The following is a 20093-nucleotide window of genomic DNA, read 5'->3' on the forward strand; positions in this document are numbered from 1 at the left end:
AATATTTGTTTGATTGACTTGATTTTGAATCCCAATAAATAATTTTCATTGGGATTCATTTAAAATTTAAAGGGTTAGGATGTTTTCCTCACTACTAAACATACCTGAAGAGTTCACGGAAAGGACTTTGAAGTGATGGTAAATTCTTTCGTCATCATCGTTCTTAATCACTAATTCATCAGTGTATAAAGGAACATCAGCAAGAGCAAGAATGACTTCATTTTCGTTAGAAACAATCTCATGAATTTTCTCCCAGTTTCCTTGATTGTTCATTTTGTAAAGAATGTACGTACCATTATGAACTGTTTTTTCCCAACTGAAAACGACCGGTTTCAATATAGATTCATTAGTTCCCGTTGGTACTCCTGTGGCTTCTAATACTGGTGATTCAGGCGAAACATTATCAGCAATTACTGTAGCAGTAATTTTTGATGGTTGCGACGGCGTATAATCAATATTGACGATCGGATTAAGTTCAGTTGAACTTGGATCAGCATATTCAATTTCTCTTGAAACAGTGATTCTATAGAAAAGCCCGTCTCCAAAAGGAACATGTTCCAGGTCTTCAAATTCATCATAAACAGTCCAAACGCTATCAAAATCAGTAGATAAAGTATTCTCATCAATTAAAATTTCTTTTACAGCAGTCATCGTTCTGATCGATTGTGCATCAAGCATATTTTCTGCACGATAGATGTTTATTTTTCGGATGTTATATTCTGGTTTGTAAGCGTTTAATTCTATTTGAACAGAAGGTTTGATTCCTAAAACTTTATTTTCTAAAATAGGCATGATTCGCTTGATTTCCGGTGTCTGCGGCGGATTTGAAGGAACTAGTTTTACAGGCCCTAAAAAGGTACTAAACTCACTAAAATTCATTTTAATATCCATTTCACGAACTCCGTAGAAATAAATGTTTTGTGAATTTCCATCCAGATTAAAATCAGTAAATTGTGTTCTGAATTCGGTTTCATTTGTGATTTTCATCATTGGCGCAATGTCCAAATCAGGATTAGGATATTTTAAAATATTACCATTCTTGTCTTTAATCGTTTGTTTCTTATTGACAGGTACATAATCGTTATCCTTAATATAATCGTAAACAACAGGCACTTCAGTAAGCGGAACAAAGACAGCGTGAATAGCTTGTTCTAAGAAATGAATCGCTAATAAATTCCTTTCGATTCCATATTTTGTCGAAATTATGACATCATTAAGATAAGTAAGAGCAGTAATATTAGGAGCCTTTGGTTGTCCCGGTCGTGATTGATTATGCCAGTCAATGAATTCATTTATCGAAGCAATTAAAAGAACACTATCCGGAGCCGGAAAACGATACTTAAATACTGCGTCTTCTTCAATTGGATATTCTGCATAGTTCAATGGCACTCTTGGAGGCAACGGATTTGGCTGTTCATCAGGTCCCATTGAATCAACTGGATTCAGCACGTTATTTTTGTTTACCAGTCCTTCAAAATCTAAGAAATCCTGCCATCTGTTTGTAAAATAAGTTTCATTATTTCCGCCAAGCTTACTTAGATTTTCACGGATAGCCTTAATTGTTGCTGTTTCGTATAAAACATTCAATAAAGCATCGTCATTTGCCCTGTAATGCAGCATTCCGTAAGGACGATGCATATATTTGGTTGTAAATGTGTATGTTGATCTGTTAAAGAAATCAGGTCTTGTCGCATACAAAGTTCCTTTTACATCTTCCGGTTTAATAGGTTTTTCAATTCTAACCGCATACATTGGGCTTGGCACACTAATTCTAGACTCATAATCTTGATAATTAGAATGGGTTCTGATTCCAAAAATAGAATAATGCGTATTTTCTCCTTCTCTAGGCAGAATATTTGCTGCTGTAATTCCGTTTGCAGGATCAGCAAAAAGATATACTTTATAACTTGGATAATAATTTACTTCCTGCTCTTGTGGTATATGCGCTTCATTTTCTTTAATAAGGATATGATCATAAGAAGGATCCATGCTTTGAGTTCCGTCTTTTTTTATTTTAAAATCTGGGTCATTAATAGTCAGTACTAAATCTTGATCTGTTCCGATATTGTCGGCACGTACAACTTTAAACTCTTTTCTGGATTTTACAGGAATTGGGTTATTACCTTCAAAACAACTTTTAGTAAATAAACGAACACTGCCGTTCATCCATTCAACCGAATTTTCACCATCATTATTATACTGCGGATGCTGGGCAAATTTTAATCCTTTGAAAGTAAGCTTGTATAAACCAAAATGCTTTTTTTCTGTATCAGGTAATGGAATTGCATTTTCATTATCATCTAAAACATATTCTCCATGCTCATCTACTTGATAGGCTTTTTCCAGAAACTTTTCGATAACTACTGTTTTGTTCCAAATACCTCGTGTTTTTTCTATTTGTAAAGTATCATTTCCCTGACTGTCTTTTTGCAAAACAATTTCTCTATGAACCGTTTTTAAAACTTCTGGTAACTGAACCTGAAAACTAATTGGACTAGGTTGATGCCAGTTTGCAGGCGTTAACATATTCTCAACCAAAGAACATAACTCGTTTACGGGTTTTTGAATATCCTTAATTTGTTCAGACTCCAGTGTAGCATCTCCATCAGAAAGAAGACTTTCGCTTACTTCTTTTTTTAGTACTTCAATATCAGCAGAGACAAATTTTCCTGAAGTAATAACAATATTATTGATAGCCTGAATGAGATAATTTTCGTCACCAACCGTTAAAATACCTCCGATAAATCTATTTTTATTAGCGTTAGTTAAGTTGATCTTAATTTCTTCGCCGCTGCTAAGAATTTTGTACTCTTTAATTGTAATAATTGAGGTAAGCTCATTTGCAACACTATTTGTAATACTCTCAATTTTAGCATGTTCAATTTGAGGAAGACTATCTCTGTAATAAAGTTTAAAATAATCAGCAAATAGTTCTTCATTATCCGGATAAATTTTATCAGCAAGTAAAGCATCAGCATTACTCATCCCATCAGGAATGGCATAGTTTAATAATTCCTGAGTAGCATAATATTCAAAAAGAAGTCGGATGTACGTTTTATCTACTATTGATTCATCATCGAAAAGTGCTTTAAATTTGATTTGTTCACTAACTGAGGTAAACATTAACGGATTTTCTTCGGTAATCAACAATGAATTAATTCCGGTTGGAGGCATTAAGGTATTTTTTGGTTGAATTTTAGAGATAACCTCTAATTGTCTTCCGGATGTTGCTCTTGAAAAAATGTTAATACCATATCCTTGATAAACATGTGTCCATTCACCTGTTTTTTCCTGACGAACATTTAAAAATGATTTTCCGGATTCAGGAATAATAATAGGAGCAGGCTCATAAGAACCAGGAGTTAAAGCTGCAGTAACATTTGAGTATGCTGTGTCACAAGCTAATTCTGGTTTTATCCAATTTGCGCCTAATTCCTTGATTCTATAATCAACTCCTGCATAGATCGGGAATGTAAAAGCGCTTCCATCATATTCTGCATTAGATTCAAAAAAAGAAGTACTAATACTATAATCTGTGATATCATTCATAAACAAACTCACATATCTTTTCTTTCCATCAAAACTGTATCCATCAGGATCTGTGATTTTTGCTGTTTGTTCATCTTCATCAGAGCCTGCGTTAAGACCTGGTAAAAACTTGCTTAATTGTACCGGAAGAGGCAAACGTTCTGTGTTTACAGAAGTTGGAATACTCATAGAAAGATGCTGCACTTCTTTTGGAGTTGAACCTCCGTCTAAATTTTTAAGTGTAACATATTCTGTTAAATAAATGTATTCTCCAGAAAGAACAGTTTCATCAATATCAATACATCCTAAACCTAACATTCTGGCAATATGATAATCATTTGCGGCAATGTTTAATAAATCAAGATTAGATATTTTAGTTGAATTTTCTGCAAATTCAGCCGTTTCACCTTCTTGAGGATCGTTGGTTGGAACACTGTCATTAAAAAGAACCGTTTCTAAGGCAGTCGGATTAGTAGGGTCTAGACTTAAATCTAAATAACTCTGAACAACTTCTTTAATGTTTTTATCATCATCGGCAGTAGTACGTTTCCATTTATCTTTATAGTTGTTTACGTTTACGTATTCACCATCATTAAATTTCAACCATTTTCCGTGAACAGCATTTAGTTTTGGTTCTAATTGTTCAAATGCTTTATTATCATCAGTAGTCAAAGCATATTTTCCTTTCAGGTCCCAAATTCCATTCTCATTTGCATTTAGGATAAAATCAGAATAAAATTCAAAATTGATTTCGCTTAATAAACAATTACTTGCCTTAAATCGAATAATTCTTCCATTTTCTGCAACAACACGTATTGTATTTACCTGTGTAGAAGAGTAAGTTTTACGATTACTAAGCCTTTTTGGTGCAGCAATGGTATTTTCAGCAACAGATAATGTTTCTAATTTTACAATACCTGAGTTGTTTGCAGAATTAAATTTTAGCTCAGCGGCAAAGAATAATTCACTTTTATTTTCAACCTCAATGATTTCATTTCCATAAGCCTGGATAAAACCAGATGGATTTAACAGAGGATCAATACTAGCTCTTGTTATGAGATACTTTGCCTTGTTTTTAAAATAGACATAGATTGACCTTAATCCCGTTTTATAAACCCATAATGCATTACGGCTATCTACAGACTGAGGCTTTTTTGTTAAGTCTAATTTATGTGCAAATTTAGTATAAGCGGCCCTGTATACTTTTACGAAATCATTTGATTTGTTAAAATTAGAATTTGCTCCTGTATATAAATCTCCTTTTGGAAGATGATTTGCGCCTAATTCTCCAGCCAAAATCCAACGAAGATGGATACCTTTTGTACTGTCAAGTCCTTTAGAACCTGCAGCAGCAATTTGCAAACTTGTAGATTGTAAAGCTGTTTTAGCAGGATCAATAACAACAGTGTATAATTCTTTTGTAACATTAAAGTTGATGCTGAATCCCAGAGGATTATAAACTTTAGTAATAACAAACGGTTTTGAAAAATTTCCGGTTAATAAAGGCGTTCCGTCAATTCTGATAGCAACTTCAAGCTGAGATGATCCTGCAATAGTAACGGCACTTTCAAGTTTAAAAACTAATCCATCAATATTACTTGCATCATGAATTCTTGTTCCGGCAGGTAAAGTTAGGGCAACTCGGCTTTTATTTTTAAGAACCAGAGTTCCTGCACTTTGATGTACGGCTAAACCTCTTCTAAAAACCGGATATACCAATTTGTTCTGAATAATGCTTACATTAGGCAAACAACCAATTTGTCTGCCGGATAAATCCGTATTAAGCTGGTTTAGTTCGCTGCCTAAAGTGCTAAAATCAGGAACTCTGATATAATCTGAATCCAGAATAGAAATACTGTTGTTTTTTAAGACTGGTGTTTTTGCCAGGAAAGAGGTAAGGGGAGTAACTAATTCGGTAGCATTGTTTACTGTACTTGTTACACCGTATACAAAAATCTGTGATTTTAGATTTAAATCTCCATATAAAGCTTTAAGTGCATCCGGATTGTTTGCCTGCATACCATCTGTAACGATAACAATAATATCCGGAATTACAGATAAATTGTTTACAGCTTTTAAACCAGATGCCCAGTGATCAGATTGCTTGTTAGCCCTGCCTGAACCAAATAAATTGGTCCAGGTTAAAAATTCAGCTTTATTACTCGAAATTCTTTTTTGAATAACATTATCAGATCTTAAAGTGTCATCATTATCAGACATTCCAATTAATGAAAGCGTTATATTACTCTGAGCTTGAGAATTGATAAATGTAGTCAGCCCATCGCGTATTTGCTGCGCTTCGTTTCCATTTATAGAACCCGACTCATCGACGACGATAGCGATATACGTTTCGCAGCCTGAGGATTGGCTTTCTTGTAGATTTATAGAACTCATTATTTATTGTTTTTTAAAGATTTATATTTTCTAATTCTAATGCTATTGACAATATTTGTTTGTCAGCAGAAACTGTCAACGGAATACTGGCTTGATCATTCCACATTCTGTAATCAAATTGAACGTCCAAATTAGTTTCGGTGATTTTTTTACTCGTATGCATAACTAAAGCCTGAGAATAATCTTTAGAATGCAGTACAGTATATCCAGTACCACCAACTACCGAAATAGAATCTTTGATTTCTTCTAATGGAATTTTAGGAATATTAAAAGGTTCAGGATTACGAATTAAAAGCGCTACGACATCACCGGTATTGGTATCGATAATACGATTGACTTCGGTTCTTTGAGCAGGATCAAGAGGAGATAATTTTAAAATTCCCTCGATTGCACGATCAAATTTATGTTGGTATTTCAATGCAATAGAATCACTTAAAGTGTTTGATAGTCCAGCTACAACATCAGATAAAGCCTGGATTTGATCTGGAACTAAACTAAGTTTAACATCAAATAATGCTTTTCTTGAATTAATTACAGCGCCCAATTCATCTTTCTCTTCAATTACATGACTGTGTATTTGTTCTGCGAAATTTTTGTAACGCGATGTCTGAAATCCGAATTGATGTATCAGAACATTTTCATTTTTATCCTGAATTTTATTTTCATTATCATCAAAATAATTATTTACTAAAACAGTATATAATTTTGAAGGTTTTAAATCAGTTAATTTTACCTCATATCCATATGATTTTGGTTTTAAAGCATCTCCAATTTGAATTTCACATTTTAGATTAGGACTTCCTTTAATCATGTTTTGCAACATTTGAATATTTAAAGGAATTCTTGGATCATTGTCATCAACCCATGCTGCATTACCTGATTCTGCTTTAGGATATGTTGTCGCTTCTGTTGGTAACGGATATGGAATAAGAACATCATTTAAAGGATCTTTGATAATAAGATTTACAACACCTTCAATTTTTTCTTTATTTCCATAAGGCCTCCAGTCTGTAAGCATATGGTACACATATGGGTTTTTAAAGAACAGCGACACTTTACATTGTTCATTCCCGTAGAATGAAGGTTTAGAAAGTAATAAACTTCCATCAGCATTAGGGTAGGAGCGGTTGTAATCTAAATATTGTCTTAACGAAGTCAATGGCGATTTTGATAAATCGGTTAATTCATTTTTAGCAGGTGCATCCTGACCAGCAGGAACCACAGGATCCGCAACAGGGTAGTGGCCTACAGGTCCTAAGGTTTTGAAACCATAATAGTAATTAAACTTCGTGGTGTCTTTATCATCTACTCTGTCTGTTAAGGTAAATTCTAAGCAATAAGTTGAATTTGGTCTCCAAATAGGCTGAACCGTATTTTGAATGGCAGCTTCCATTGCTTTATTATCTGCAATTACAGCATCAGAACCCGGAATGGTTAAATTGTGCATGGTACTTTCCTTGCTTAACCACTCAATTTGTTGGATATAAGTCGTGTAATCTAATTCATTGTCTTCATCTGAATTTCCTCCGGCTGAACAAATAATACTATTGATCGTTAATAATTTTGAAACTTTTGGTGCTTTTTTATATTCATATTTACTAACAATATCTAATTCTGTACGATTTGCAGTCGAGGCTATAAGAGCAGACGCAGATGAAACAACCGAAACAGTTGTTGCGGGATGTAAAGAACAGTTATCAAATTGATCATTAAATAAAGAGAAATAAATTCCTTTTTCATTTTGTTTAGAAGAAAGCATTAAAATTTCATTCTCCGAAGGTTCATTTTGAATCCCAATAATAGATGCATTATCGTCTGCACTTCCTCTTTCAATTAATCTTGTAAGTTCTAATGAAGTATTAAAAACAAACAAATATTTTTGATTGTATGCAATAACCGAATTGTCAGCCAAAGTGTTGTTAGATAAAGAAACAGCAGAATCAAAAATGATATCGTTTTTAACAATTTTGATATTTGTTCCGTCAATTTGAGCTAATCCAAATTTTCCGTTTGTCATTTTAACGGTAAGTAAGACTTTGCCATTTGCGATTACAGCGTCTGTAATTTCAGAAATTGATGCTTCAGAAACTAATTTTGTATCCGTTACTGCAATTGCTCTAGTCGTTGCATTAATACTGAAGCGAATGATTTTTTTATTTTTTGTAATCAGACTGAAATCAGTAGTATTATGCTGAAGAACTTTAATAGCCACTTCGTTGTCGATTTTTACACGATGAACGATAGAACGATCAGTTCCGTTAACCCAGTTAATTTAAGTTTCAGTTTCCAGCGTATTAATCCAAAGCAATTCATTATTTAACAATGGCAGCAATTTGTTGAAACCTGTAGAATAGGTATTCATATACTGCATTCCAAAGTTTGTATTTAATTCAGAATCAAGTTCAATAATGGCAGTTGTTGCGGCAGGATTTACACAGCCTACTACAAAATTATCATTGATAATTGCTTCACCAATTCCTTTACACTGAGTAGCATCTAAAGCTTGAGTAAGTACTAAATTATCATTTACAACTTGCATTGATGTTACTAAACCATTCAATAAACGCTCTCTTAACAGATTTCCTTTAGGATCAATTTGTGCTATAACAGTGGTGCTTGGAGTTGGATGAAATGAAATTAAATAAGTATCATTGTATTTGAAAATTTTATCAAACGAATAAACAGCATTTCCTTTATATCCATAAAAACGAGTGAAAGTCAATGGCTCAGAAGTTCCGGTTGGGTTATCGTTACCGGCATCAGCTTTTAATACTGCCAATTGTGCTAACAAATCCTCATATGCATCCAAATCACTAGGTTCAGATACGATGAATTCGCCATCAGTTGAAGCATAAGTATCGTTGAATAAAGCAGCAATTTTATTTCTAACATCTAAAATACCCTCGGCATTTGCTGCAACAGGACTAATCACAATTTTATCGATTTTCTTTTTTAATAAAACATCACTTTGATTGTCGAATAATTTTATTGCAGTTTGCAGTTCAGCTTTAGTATAAGTCAATTCATTTACAGCCGCTGAGTTGGCAGTTTTACTGATTTGAACTAATTCATAATGAGCTAACTTGTCCTTGTCGTCAAAAACAGAAGTATAAGCGCTGATTTTTACTGTTTTGGCATGCGTTGTAAGTTTTAAAGTTGGTTCGATCGCAGACTCAGGGAAAATAATTTCCAGTTTATCATAGTTTTTGAATGAAAGAGATCTTCTAAAACCAAAAGGATTGCTTTCTGCAGAAATGCTCATAAAATCACCCTCTGTAAGTTGGCCGTCTACAATTTCCGGAGATTCTCCAACGAGTTTAAAGAACAATCCATTAATTTTATCTGCTTCATATTGAGTTGGAACATAATAACGTTTTCCAATTTTTTTGTTTAAGAAATTGGTAGACTCCGGAGAAATCTTATCAGATACACAGAATAACTTAGAAGGCGTGATTCCGTATTGTTCCGGAGCATGCCAGCCAGGTTCACCTGCACTTAAAAATGAAAATGGATTGGTTGCCAATACACGAATACTATCGTATTGATCAGCTACTTTTTGCCATTGTGCCCAAGGTATATCTTTTACAAGATCTGTTGAAGAACTTTCTGGCAGAACGGCTTCAAAAGGATGATAAGGCACCCAGGTACTTCCGTTCCAGAAGTTTATTCCAATAGATTCAATAGCATATTCATGTTTTACCTGACGAATTTTTCTACCCGCTTTTGATGTTGCTTCAGGCGGTTTTATATCGGTATAATTTTTCGCATCGGCAGTATATCCACCAATTATTTTAGAAAGACTATTATTTGGTAATAATCCTTTTGCCATTTTAATATCGATGTATGTATCTAAAGGAATTTTGCTAGTAATTCCATTTATATTAACAGGCTTCTGATCGAAATAATTAAGTAAGAAAGCCTGATTGGTAAGCATATGTACCCCTTTTACAGAATCGGCAGTTCTATTGTCATTAACATCTCCATATGTTCCTTTTGGAAGTGGGCTGTATGGCGTGCGGTCTACAATTCTGTTAATATCCCATTGCAGTTCAATTAAGAAGTTTTTGCGTACTTTTATAAAACCAATTTTAACGCGTACACTTAATTCTAGTTTAGCATAAATTAGGAATGGTTTAAATGATTCTACAGAGAATATGGTATCTAAAACAATTTCAACATTAATGATCCAGATTTTAATCTGAATTCCTCCTCCGGCAGCAATATAACCACCCATTTGAGGACCTTTGAACGAAATTTTCCCACCCATTTCTAAGTAAGCCCATAATTTGACTTTTGCAGGACCAAAGCTTTTCTGCAGTTTGAAGTCTAATCTGGCACCGGCTTCAATTCCCTTACCAGACAGCATGATAAATGCTTTAGCTACGAATAGGGTTAAGATTGTCGCTGTAATTGGATCTTTTTTAGATCCGATATTAATGTACCATGGCTTCTGATTTTTAAAGAAAAACCCAGCCTCTAATAAAGCATGTACTTTAATAATTTCTCCACCAGCTGCAGGCATTTGAAAATCTGCTCCGGCAGCCAATTCTAATGAATCATCTCCAAAGGCAACCATTGCAAAAAACGGAGGTGTACTTTGATCTTTCTCGATAGGTCCCAATCGGTCACCAAGAACACTTAATCCTGCCTCAATATAAAATAATGTAGGAAGAGAAAGCAACAGCATGGCTCGAAGTGTTAAAATACTTCCTCCTGTAGTTTCAAAGGTTGCACCAGCTCCAATAGAAAATGGTGAGTCATATTGTAAAGAGTCGGGTGGACCACTGAATTTTCTAATGTTGATTCCCGCTTTTGGATGTTTATAAAATTCGTACCACGAATTATCTGTTGTTAATCCGGCAGCTTTTTTAGTAGCCACATATCTAAATCCTAATAAACCTCTGAAACCAGTGATCGAAACAAATCCAAGCGGAATACCAGTAGGTAATTCAATACTCGCATCAACTAAAAAGGCAGGATATTTAGGTGCAAAACGCATTCCAACGCTTCCTGTAATTTTAGCTTTTGGTAATTTTAAAGAAACCTCTCCCATGAATTCTGGAGATTTTCCTGGCTCAGGAAGCGAAATCATACCATGAATAATAGCCATAGCTGATTCTGGCGTAGCTGTTCCGGGAATCATCAAATCGACTTCAATAGTCTGAATTCTAATGAAAGAATCTTTAAAACCTTCTTCTGTACTATAATAATATTTAATACCTTCCCCACGCGCATCTAATCCTAAAGGATTGATGCTGATAGCACCATCAAATCCCCAAAAATTATATTTACGACCATTAATTTGAGTTGAACCAAAATTGATATTGGTTACCGACATTTGAACCGGTCCAAGATCCAGCGGAGGTAAACTAATAGGAATTGGGATAGAACCTCCTTCTACTTCAATACTACCATCCGTGTAAATACGAAGTTTTTCAATATCAAAACCCTGACCTTTTGTTAATTTGTTAATTAATCCGTCTGGGAAAGATACGTAGCAAGAAGTTCCTATGTAATAATCATTATCTTGTTTTCCGAGTTCAAAACTATGAAAGTCGAAGTTTACCACATTTAATAGCGTTGCTCTAGGCTCGTTATCTTTATTAAATGAAGCAGTAAGATTAAAGTCACCGTTATCAAATAAATGCCCTTCAAGATGGGCGACAAAAGGAATATCCGGTTTATTTGGTTGCTTTATTTTAAATTTTTCCAGGATTAATTGGCCTTTAATATTAGAACCAATAACCTTATTTTGCTTAAACGAAATATCAAATTTATTGAAACCTATTTTAAATCCCTTACTAGGTGAACCTAAGGTTTTCCAAAGCGTATTTTCAATAAGCTGCGACAAAAAGTTTTGATAGTCCTTAGCATTGTCAAATGTATAAGGAGTTGAGGCCTTTACATTTGCATTTACTAATGTTGGTACTGTTTTTAATGCTAACGGATACTTAAAAGTATAAGGTAATTTAGCAGCTTTTAATTCTAGTAAAAAAGTAGTTAACTCTTCATAATCAGCAATTTCTTTTTCTTCTATTTTATCACTTTCTTCATTTTTTTTGAACATCGTGACTGGATAAATTAAATCGAATTTGTCATCAAAATAATGAAATTCACCACCTGTAACCTGAGGTACTGTTTCCAGATAAATATTTCCGGATAAACCTCCTGTACCTACTAATAAATCAGAAGCACCAATTTTTAAGGTTGCAGCAGTACTTCCTTGAACTTCGTCATCCCCGTGAAACCATTTTGAAGGTAAAGTAACTGAAACGGCACGTGCATAAACCCCAATAAAATCATTTGGGCGTCCATCTGCATCTGCTTCCGGAATGTTGGTTTTCTTGCTTAAATCGATTTTTAAAGTGTCTAATTCAAGAATTAATCCAGTATTGCCAATCATGGCATGTGGCGGAGTTAATGTACCGGCCAATTCTACCTGATAACCAATACCAGCTTCTGTATCTGCATACAATTGTGCTTTAGCAAATACAAATATTGATTTTGTAGTAGCATTTCCATAAGCAGAACCATCTGCGGCAACAGGTCTTAAAATAGTTTGAGGAAATTCAATACCGGCACTTAACTCAAGAGTCGCTTTTGCCTTTGGCGTGATAATTCTTCTAATATGAGCTTCGATACCATCCGGAGCGATAATATTATAGAATTCCTGAAGTTTGCTTTTAGTGTCGCTTAAATCTGATTTTAAAATATAAACCGCAAACAAAAGCAAAGGAATTGATTTTGTAATTTTTGGATTATTATTGATAAGTGAGATTACACTTGAAATAGATTGCTCAACTCCTGTAGGGAATTCTAATTCCTGGTATGTTGGATCTTGAGTAATGGCTTCTAAATCATTAATGTCCTTTAAAAGCTGTTCGTATTTTGTAATTCCGTCAGCAGCTTCAACAAAAATATTAAGCATGTGGGCAATTACCTGCTCTTCGCTGATACGGAAAACTTGTAGACCTACAGCATAAAAATCTTCAAGTGAAAACGAAAAACTACGAGAACTAAACGTTTTAATAAATGCCAGGATTTCCCATTGATATTCAAGCGTGATCGGAAATGACGAGATGTCTGAATCGCCATCTTTCAAATCAGGATTAAGTACAAGACCTAAACCAAAAGGTAATGGAAGAGCCAATTTTTTGCTCGTTACGATATCAAGACTATAAAAGGCCGAGTCACCACGGTAACCTTTTGAGTATTGTAAGTTTTTATAATGTATTTTATCAAAAATGGCATTTAAACCATTTTCAACAAATGACAAAAATTCGGGTAAATCATCTACAGTGACTATCTCAGATAATCGAGGATAGTATCTTGCTGTAGCTGTAGGAATTGGAACCGCTGTAATTGGATTAGTTGGCATATTCTATTTTTTTTTGACTTTAATTTTTGTTCGTATTTTGCATGATTAAATTTTAGTTGTTACCACCAATCTGTGCAATCAAATAATTAATCCATTTATTCGGTTTATAGGGTTTGCCACAATTTATTCGGGCTTAAATACTACTTCAAAAAGCTGCTAATTTTGATTGTTTTCAGCGTTTTTTCCTTTTGATACTGTAAAAGTCAGCCTAAATTTGATGTTTAAAAAATTTGTGCTTAGTGGTTTAACAGGGATGTTCTATGACTTTACAGAGTTGTAAAGTAAGCGGAAGAGGCATTAGGTTTGTCTCCAGAAATTAGACAATAAAAGGGTTGAGGAACTTGTAGTGTAAGTTCCTTAATGGTTTGAAAAAAAATGCTTTTTTGGTTTGTTATACTAAGATTTTCTGTTTAAATTATTAAACAGTTTTATTATCGCTCTACCACTTTTATTTTTATTATAAATCTTTTTTTGTAGATGACTTTTATTTAATAGTTTTATGTAGAGAGATAAAATTTCCCAATAAAAACCTAAGGAACTTGTGAAGACAAGTTCCTTTTTTGAGGCTTAAATTTTGGGTTGATGTAAGTGAAATTTGCTTTTACTTAATTATTGTAGTTGTAAAGAGGGGAAAGCAGTTTTTAGACTATATGTGTATCTTAATGGAAAAGCAATTTTAATACTTTGGTCGTTATACTTAATTTATAAAGGTTATGTCCAGGGCCTTCTAAAAAATTCCAGGAAATTATGAAATAAAACAAAACTGTTGGTAAGCTAGAAACCAAAAAATAGGTTTGTAGATTTAATTTTGGTTTCCCTACCTTTTCTATAAAATTCTTCTCCCAACTTTTGTAATAAAGTATAGAGTAAAATCCAGATAAACTGATAGCAAAGGCTCCTAAGATTGAAAGAAGAATTATTCCGTTGTCAACATTTAATAATGGTATGATAATCAGGAAAAAAAGAAAAAACAATATGAACAAAGATAGAGAAACAATGAATGCTAATTTATTTTGTTTGGGATACGTTTTTAGTTTATACTCTAAGATTTTATTTTTAGCTGCTTCAATTAAAGCGTCAAATTCACTTAAATTTATTTCTTGTCGTTCTAAAAAATTTTCAATTTCATAATCATCATAACCATCATTTAATTTGTCAATAATAACTTCTATAATTTTTTCGTTTTTCATTATTGTGATATTTTTTAAAAATAATCTTATTGTAAGATATCTTAAACCTTAGCTCCGTTTAATGGTGGAGTCAATAAAAAATCTCTCCAACCGATTAATATTTCTTTAAATTCTTGTAAAGGAACTAAGTCAACGACATTTTCAACGTCTTCATCCATTATTTCAATTCCATTTGGTGTAATAAATGCAACTTCATAGCTACTACTAACATCTGGATCATCGATACTACTAAAGTTTCCATTAATAGTAGTATTTGTCATGTTGATAAAATTGTTTAAGGTATCAATACTTTTTATTGATTGAATATGTCCAATACCACCTGTAGCAATTTTATAAACTCTACCATCAATTATTTTATTTATAAATTTTATTTTTTTTTGTTCTAATGCGCTCATAAATTGTACTATTTAGTAAAAGTTGGATATATACTCACTATTTGATTTGTTCCATGTTTTAAAATTATTTCAATTTCTTTACCATCACTTGCAAAGCCATGAAAAATATCTGATTTTATTGTTATACCATCGCGATCATATTGAAAGCGTGTAAATTTCTTATTTGAGAATGCTAATGACATTTCTTCATTTATACGCTGAATATTTTCGGCGGGATTATTACTAAATTTTTTCCAAAATGTTGTTTCATCTGTTTTAGTCTTCCAAGGCGTAGGAGGTCTTCCACCAGTCCATCCCTTATCTGACATATTTCTTTGTATTTTACCATATTTATACCCTTTGGAATCAGTCAAAACTGAAGATTCATCTGCCCATCTCCATCTTACTCCATCTAACAAATCTAAGTTGTGTGCTCCGGTTACCCATGGTTTTCCTGAACTTAGTCCTCCATGACCTTTATGAATATGTTCTAATAATCTACTTTCATTTGTTATAATTTGAAACCCTTCTAAAAGCTCAATAGTTCTTTGATTTTTTAAAAATTTAATTTCGTTTTTCCAAATATCTACGAGATTATATTGTTGAGTAATACCATTTACTATTCTCGTATGCTGAACATTCATTTTTGTCCAATCAGCCTCTTTACTTATATTATAAAAATTGGCGAAAAATTCATATTTTTCCTCTTTTGTAAAAGTACTAAATCTAGTTAAAATATTATCTCCTGCATATGAAGGTAAATTTTCTAATTTTAATTGCATCAAATCTGTCAAAGTTTCAATATCACAGATAGACTTAATCGCATCCATAGTGTCTGAACTTAATCCATGACTCTTTCCTAACGATAGTAATTTAGCCTCTTGCGCTACTACTTCAGCCGCCGCATTAGTAAGCTTTCTTTTCATAATTGGGTCAGTACCTAAGGACACAATTGTTAGAATGTCAAATAATACACTTACTTTATCTGTGAATTCTTTTACATCTGGATCTGTTGTTGTGTTATTCGAATAATTATTAATTGCTGATAAATTATCTGCTGTAAATTGTACTGTAGCATTTACTCCTTCTACTGCTTTCCAAAACAATACAGTTTCTGATGCTGTTGCAGTTCCTGTCCAAACTGACCTTGCTTTAGACAAGTAGCCAAAATATTTTAAATCATTTAAAGCTCCTACACCTGTTAAATTTAAAGCAATTTCAGCCACAAGAACAATTCCAAAATCTAGCTTTTTTAAGTCACTATAATCTTGCATATAATATAAGAAGAATACTGGTATGTTAGGAAAAGGATCGTTTAAGTTAACCCCAGTCTCAGGATCTTTAAAAGTTTCCACTAAATCTAAATCTGGTTTAAAACCTACAATTGAAATTGGTTGATACAATTCATATGTACCGTATAATGATGTAAAAGTATCTGTATGAAAATTATTTTCTTTTGAAGAATTTTCTATTGTGTAAGTTGTTTGTTTTTGATGAATTTTTATTTTTTTTCCTTCGAGATCACCTAATATGTAGTCAGTTCCTGTTGTTCTCATATAATAATCAGTCGAACTGCTACTAGAAGCATTATATACCAATAATGCAGGAGAAGTTTCAGGATTATAAAAAGCAGATAAAGCACTTGAATTACCATTTTCAGTATTCAATTTCATATAATAAGACTCAGGATATATTCCAAAAACATTTATTGGTAATGTATAAGACGGGTCAGCATATTTTGGGTTATACATTGAGGATTTCCATATTTTGTATAACATTAGAATAAATTTTTTCCTGTTGTCATTAGTTTTTAGAAAACCAACAATATATTCTAGTGGACCAATAGTATATCTACTGATTCTGTCATCATCAATTTTTGAATACAATATTTCAAAAAGGGTTTGTTTAGTATCAAAAGTATCTTTTTGTTTATAAACATTTGAAATTTGATAAACCTGTATTTGCATTAACGCATATAGCAAATCATTTCTCTCTGATGCAGAAACAGAGTCAAAAGTGAAAGATTCAATTATTTTTAAAGCTAATTGTTCTCCACCATTAAGTTCTGTCATGTATTGTTTAAAACCACTTATATTTTTTAGTAAGTCAATTTTATCATTCGTAGGAACAGTTGCTAATGCTTCGGCTGATAGACATTTTGCTAGCCAATAAAATTGTTCTTTTTTAGGAGCTTTTTTAATTAGAATTTGATTCGCATAAAAACTGTTATAGAAATTAGTTAAATTTCTCATATAGTCTTCTAAGACTGCAACACTTGGATTTACAAAAATTGGTTGTGTACTCCATTCGGATTTTTGACTATTTATATATTGACCAAAATCAGTATTTGTATCTAATTCGATTAAATTAAATATCTTTTCAATTGAGTTTATTAAAATACCAATTTTCGCAAATAGAAAAGCTTTCGATTGTTTATCATTTATATCAGTAAGTGGAGTTACAAATAATCCGATTTTTTGAGTATAAAATTGCATAGCAGTAGTACTCAATTGTACATTTTCTCCTTCGAGAGGATTAGGAACTACTCCAGAAGGAATAGTAATTTGCCAGGTTCCATAATCAATAACTTCTATATTAGGCTGATAGATCCATTTATAGGTTTCAATTTTACAATAATCAGTATATGGTAAAGCGACTTTTAATTTTCTAACAATTATTTCATCTCCTGCCGTGGCAAATTTAAAAGTATATTTATGATCTTTTAATTGGTAAAGCTTATTTTTATCTATAAGATATTCTAAGAAAAATTGTTCTTCATAAAAACCACCAACTACATCTTTATTTACTTGTCCTACTTGATCTTCTTCTCTAAAATCAGTTACCAGTGTTTCTTTGAATTTTTTTGTAACTCCATCAATAACAGCTTCAAATGAATTTAAAAAGCCATATATAGTATATTTGGGATTGGTTAAACCAGTTAGTTTGATAACATTTCCTGATTTTAAAATTGCAGCTTGTTCCATTATAAAGATAAATCTAAATCCAACATTAATTCTTTTTTCGGGTCTTCTTTTACATATTCACAATAGTCTTTACTAAAGTGGTATTTCCTGTCGAGTGAATAAACCCAAACATCTGTGTCAGGTTCAAAAAGTTTTCGTTCACCATTTGAACTTTCAGCTACAATAGCTACTTTGTATTTTTGGTATTTTATATTCTCAGGAGAAATCAATTCACTACCATCTTCAAATAGGTCAATCAAAAACAGACGTGGATTTTTTACGTCAGGAGTAATTTTTGCTTTTATAAATTCGTTTTCTACTTTGGTTAATCCCAAGATAATTTTGTTAGGTGTCGATCCATCAAGAGTTTTGAGTGTTATTCCGTTGATAGTTTGATTATTATCTGTAAATTGTTTTAGATTATAATAATAGGGCTCAGGTAATTCGTACGTTTTACTTTTGGTTACCGCACCACTGGCAGAAGCACTGGTTTTTGTATCTGGTGTTGTGCTTCCTGTTGCAGATACAGCATTGTTCATGACATCGCCAGCTTCAGTAAGATAGATTACCCGATCTACTGCAGTAATTTCGTCAATCCCAGTTTCGATAACATCATTTACAGTCAACGTTTGTACTACGGAAACACCTTGTTGTTTTCTGTCGTAAAACTCGTTGATGAGGTTCAATTTTTCAGAGGTCATTTTTGAAAAACTAGTATTACCACTTAATTTCAATAAAGGCTGTGCAGATATTAAACTAAATACATCGTCAAAAAAGTTTGCCTGTCCCAATTGTACAATCAAGTTACTATTTTCATCTAAAACCTGTTTAGCTTCGTAAGTATTAATTATTCCTTGATAAAGTAATATACTTAGTGTTGCAATATTTTGACCTGCAATGGCAGGAGTTGTAAGCTGTACATTTGAGGTTAAAAGCTGATAATTACCATCTTCATCAGGAGGTAATCGCAAACCATCAGCATTGATAAAATTATCTTTTTGTGCGTTAGCTATTTTTCCAATTTGCCCGTATAGTGCAACATTGTTGTTGTTATCTGTTGTTAATTGCAAATACAAGTTGTTTGTCGTAACTGAGGTTGCTTGTTCTTGTGTATTGACTAAAACCGGCCAATCAAAAGTTCCGTATTGCGTTTCCGTCATTGGAACAATTTTGGTTGTTGCATCTTCAAATAATCCCGTTTTTAGATTGTTAACTCCTGGTGAATTTATTTTGTAATTACCATAAAAGTCATAACTACGTGTGCGATCACTTTGGATATAAATGTACCAGTTGTTTTTTGTAGCAAATTTGCTAATAATGCTGTTGTATATTTCAGAACCTTTTTTTTCAGTTAGCGTTCCTGATGTTGTGATACCTACACTCTCTTTCGGTACAAATAAGCCATAGAAAGCTGCGATATCAATAAATTGAGTACTTTGCTCGCGTAATAATTTTTTATTTATATCAGTACCGCTTAGGATAATTTTAGCTTCAGCTTTACGGGCATATTCTAAATTGAAAAGAAATTCACCATTATCAAAGTTATGTTTGTAATCTCCGTAATTTAAGACTACATCAATTCCGCATTCGCCTTCAGCAAACCTTCCTAATGATTTACCAATGTCGATCATAGGCAATTCAAAATCATCCTTTTCATCAAAAGTATTATCAGCTGCTACAAATTCTGATTCTTTAAAAAAGAACGCATATAGCGGAATTGTTAAATCTGTGATACTTTCATCGTAACCAATAAATTTGGCTGTAAATGGAGGTGGCGGTAAATCAGTAACGCCATCTGCGGCTTTTCGGCCTCCATGAAAAGCATCAAAATCAATATTTATTTTGGTAATAAAATCAGAAGGTGTTCCATCAGTTTTATTTACTAAAGGATCAGTATCTGTAGTAAAGAAGTCACTTCTTTTTAAACCTCGATAAATAAAGTATTTTACATTCAATCCCGGAAAAGGTTGTTTGTAGGGACGAAGAATAACGTTTACCTTATCTGAATTTCCTGTTTGTGGTTGTACTAAAACAACTCCTTTACAGATCGAATAAGCTTTTTGCGGAGTAGTGACACTAAATTTTGAAGTCAGGTTAAATTCAGAATTATTAACAGGTCCAAAAGATTGAGCCGGGCTTTGTGTAAAGCCTCCTGAATCTGTGAAAAAATGAGACGGTGCAGACATATATTGTAAGTATGAAATTATTTAAAAATTTGTATTTATGGTTTTTAAAGCAACCTGTAGAATCTGAAAATTAATCTAGT

General features: G+C 32.9%; 7 protein-coding genes. All 7 read right to left on the minus strand.

What is annotated here, in order from left to right:
• Positions 1 to 66: 66 nt before the first annotated feature.
• Positions 67 to 5922 carry a vWA domain-containing protein gene (locus ACZ0AH_RS10580; RefSeq protein WP_463475767.1) on the minus strand — a complete coding sequence of 1952 codons (5856 nt, stop codon included), beginning with the start codon at positions 5920 to 5922 and terminating at the stop codon, positions 67 to 69.
• 13 nt (positions 5923 to 5935) lie between these two features.
• Complete coding sequence (locus ACZ0AH_RS10585) at positions 5936 to 8134, minus strand: hypothetical protein (protein WP_463475768.1); 2199 nt, start codon at positions 8132 to 8134, stop codon at positions 5936 to 5938.
• Between the two features lie 60 nt (positions 8135 to 8194).
• Complete coding sequence (locus tag ACZ0AH_RS10590) at positions 8195 to 13300, minus strand: hypothetical protein (protein ID WP_463475769.1); 5106 nt, start codon at positions 13298 to 13300, stop codon at positions 8195 to 8197.
• A gap of 659 nt (positions 13301 to 13959) precedes the next feature.
• Positions 13960 to 14490, minus strand: a complete 531-nt coding sequence (locus ACZ0AH_RS10595) for a hypothetical protein (protein WP_463475770.1) — start codon at positions 14488 to 14490, stop codon at positions 13960 to 13962.
• Positions 14491 to 14531: 41 nt separating this feature from the next.
• Entirely contained in the window at positions 14532 to 14885 is a 354-nt protein-coding gene (locus tag ACZ0AH_RS10600; RefSeq protein WP_463475771.1) for a hypothetical protein, read from the minus strand.
• Positions 14886 to 14893: 8 nt separating this feature from the next.
• Complete coding sequence (locus ACZ0AH_RS10605) at positions 14894 to 17848, minus strand: hypothetical protein (RefSeq protein WP_463475772.1); 2955 nt, start codon at positions 17846 to 17848, stop codon at positions 14894 to 14896.
• Positions 17848 to 20013 carry a hypothetical protein gene (locus ACZ0AH_RS10610; RefSeq protein WP_463475773.1) on the minus strand — a complete coding sequence of 722 codons (2166 nt, stop codon included), beginning with the start codon at positions 20011 to 20013 and terminating at the stop codon, positions 17848 to 17850. Before ACZ0AH_RS10610 ends, ACZ0AH_RS10605 begins: the two co-directional genes overlap by 1 nt.
• Positions 20014 to 20093: the final 80 nt, after the last annotated feature.

Source organism: Flavobacterium sp. AC105, assembly GCF_979258495.1.

Excerpts from the sequence above, each read along its gene's own strand:
- ACZ0AH_RS10580 (WP_463475767.1), bottom strand. The coding sequence starts at position 5,922 with ATGAGTTCTATAAATCTACAAGAAAGCCAATCCTCAGGCTGCGAAACG.
- ACZ0AH_RS10605 (WP_463475772.1), bottom strand. The coding sequence starts at position 17,848 with ATGGAACAAGCTGCAATTTTAAAATCAGGAAATGTTATCAAACTAACT.
- ACZ0AH_RS10590 (WP_463475769.1), bottom strand. The coding sequence starts at position 13,300 with ATGCCAACTAATCCAATTACAGCGGTTCCAATTCCTACAGCTACAGCA.
- ACZ0AH_RS10600 (WP_463475771.1), bottom strand. The coding sequence starts at position 14,885 with ATGAGCGCATTAGAACAAAAAAAAATAAAATTTATAAATAAAATAATT.
- ACZ0AH_RS10595 (WP_463475770.1), bottom strand. The coding sequence starts at position 14,490 with ATGAAAAACGAAAAAATTATAGAAGTTATTATTGACAAATTAAATGAT.
- ACZ0AH_RS10610 (WP_463475773.1), bottom strand. The coding sequence starts at position 20,013 with ATGTCTGCACCGTCTCATTTTTTCACAGATTCAGGAGGCTTTACACAA.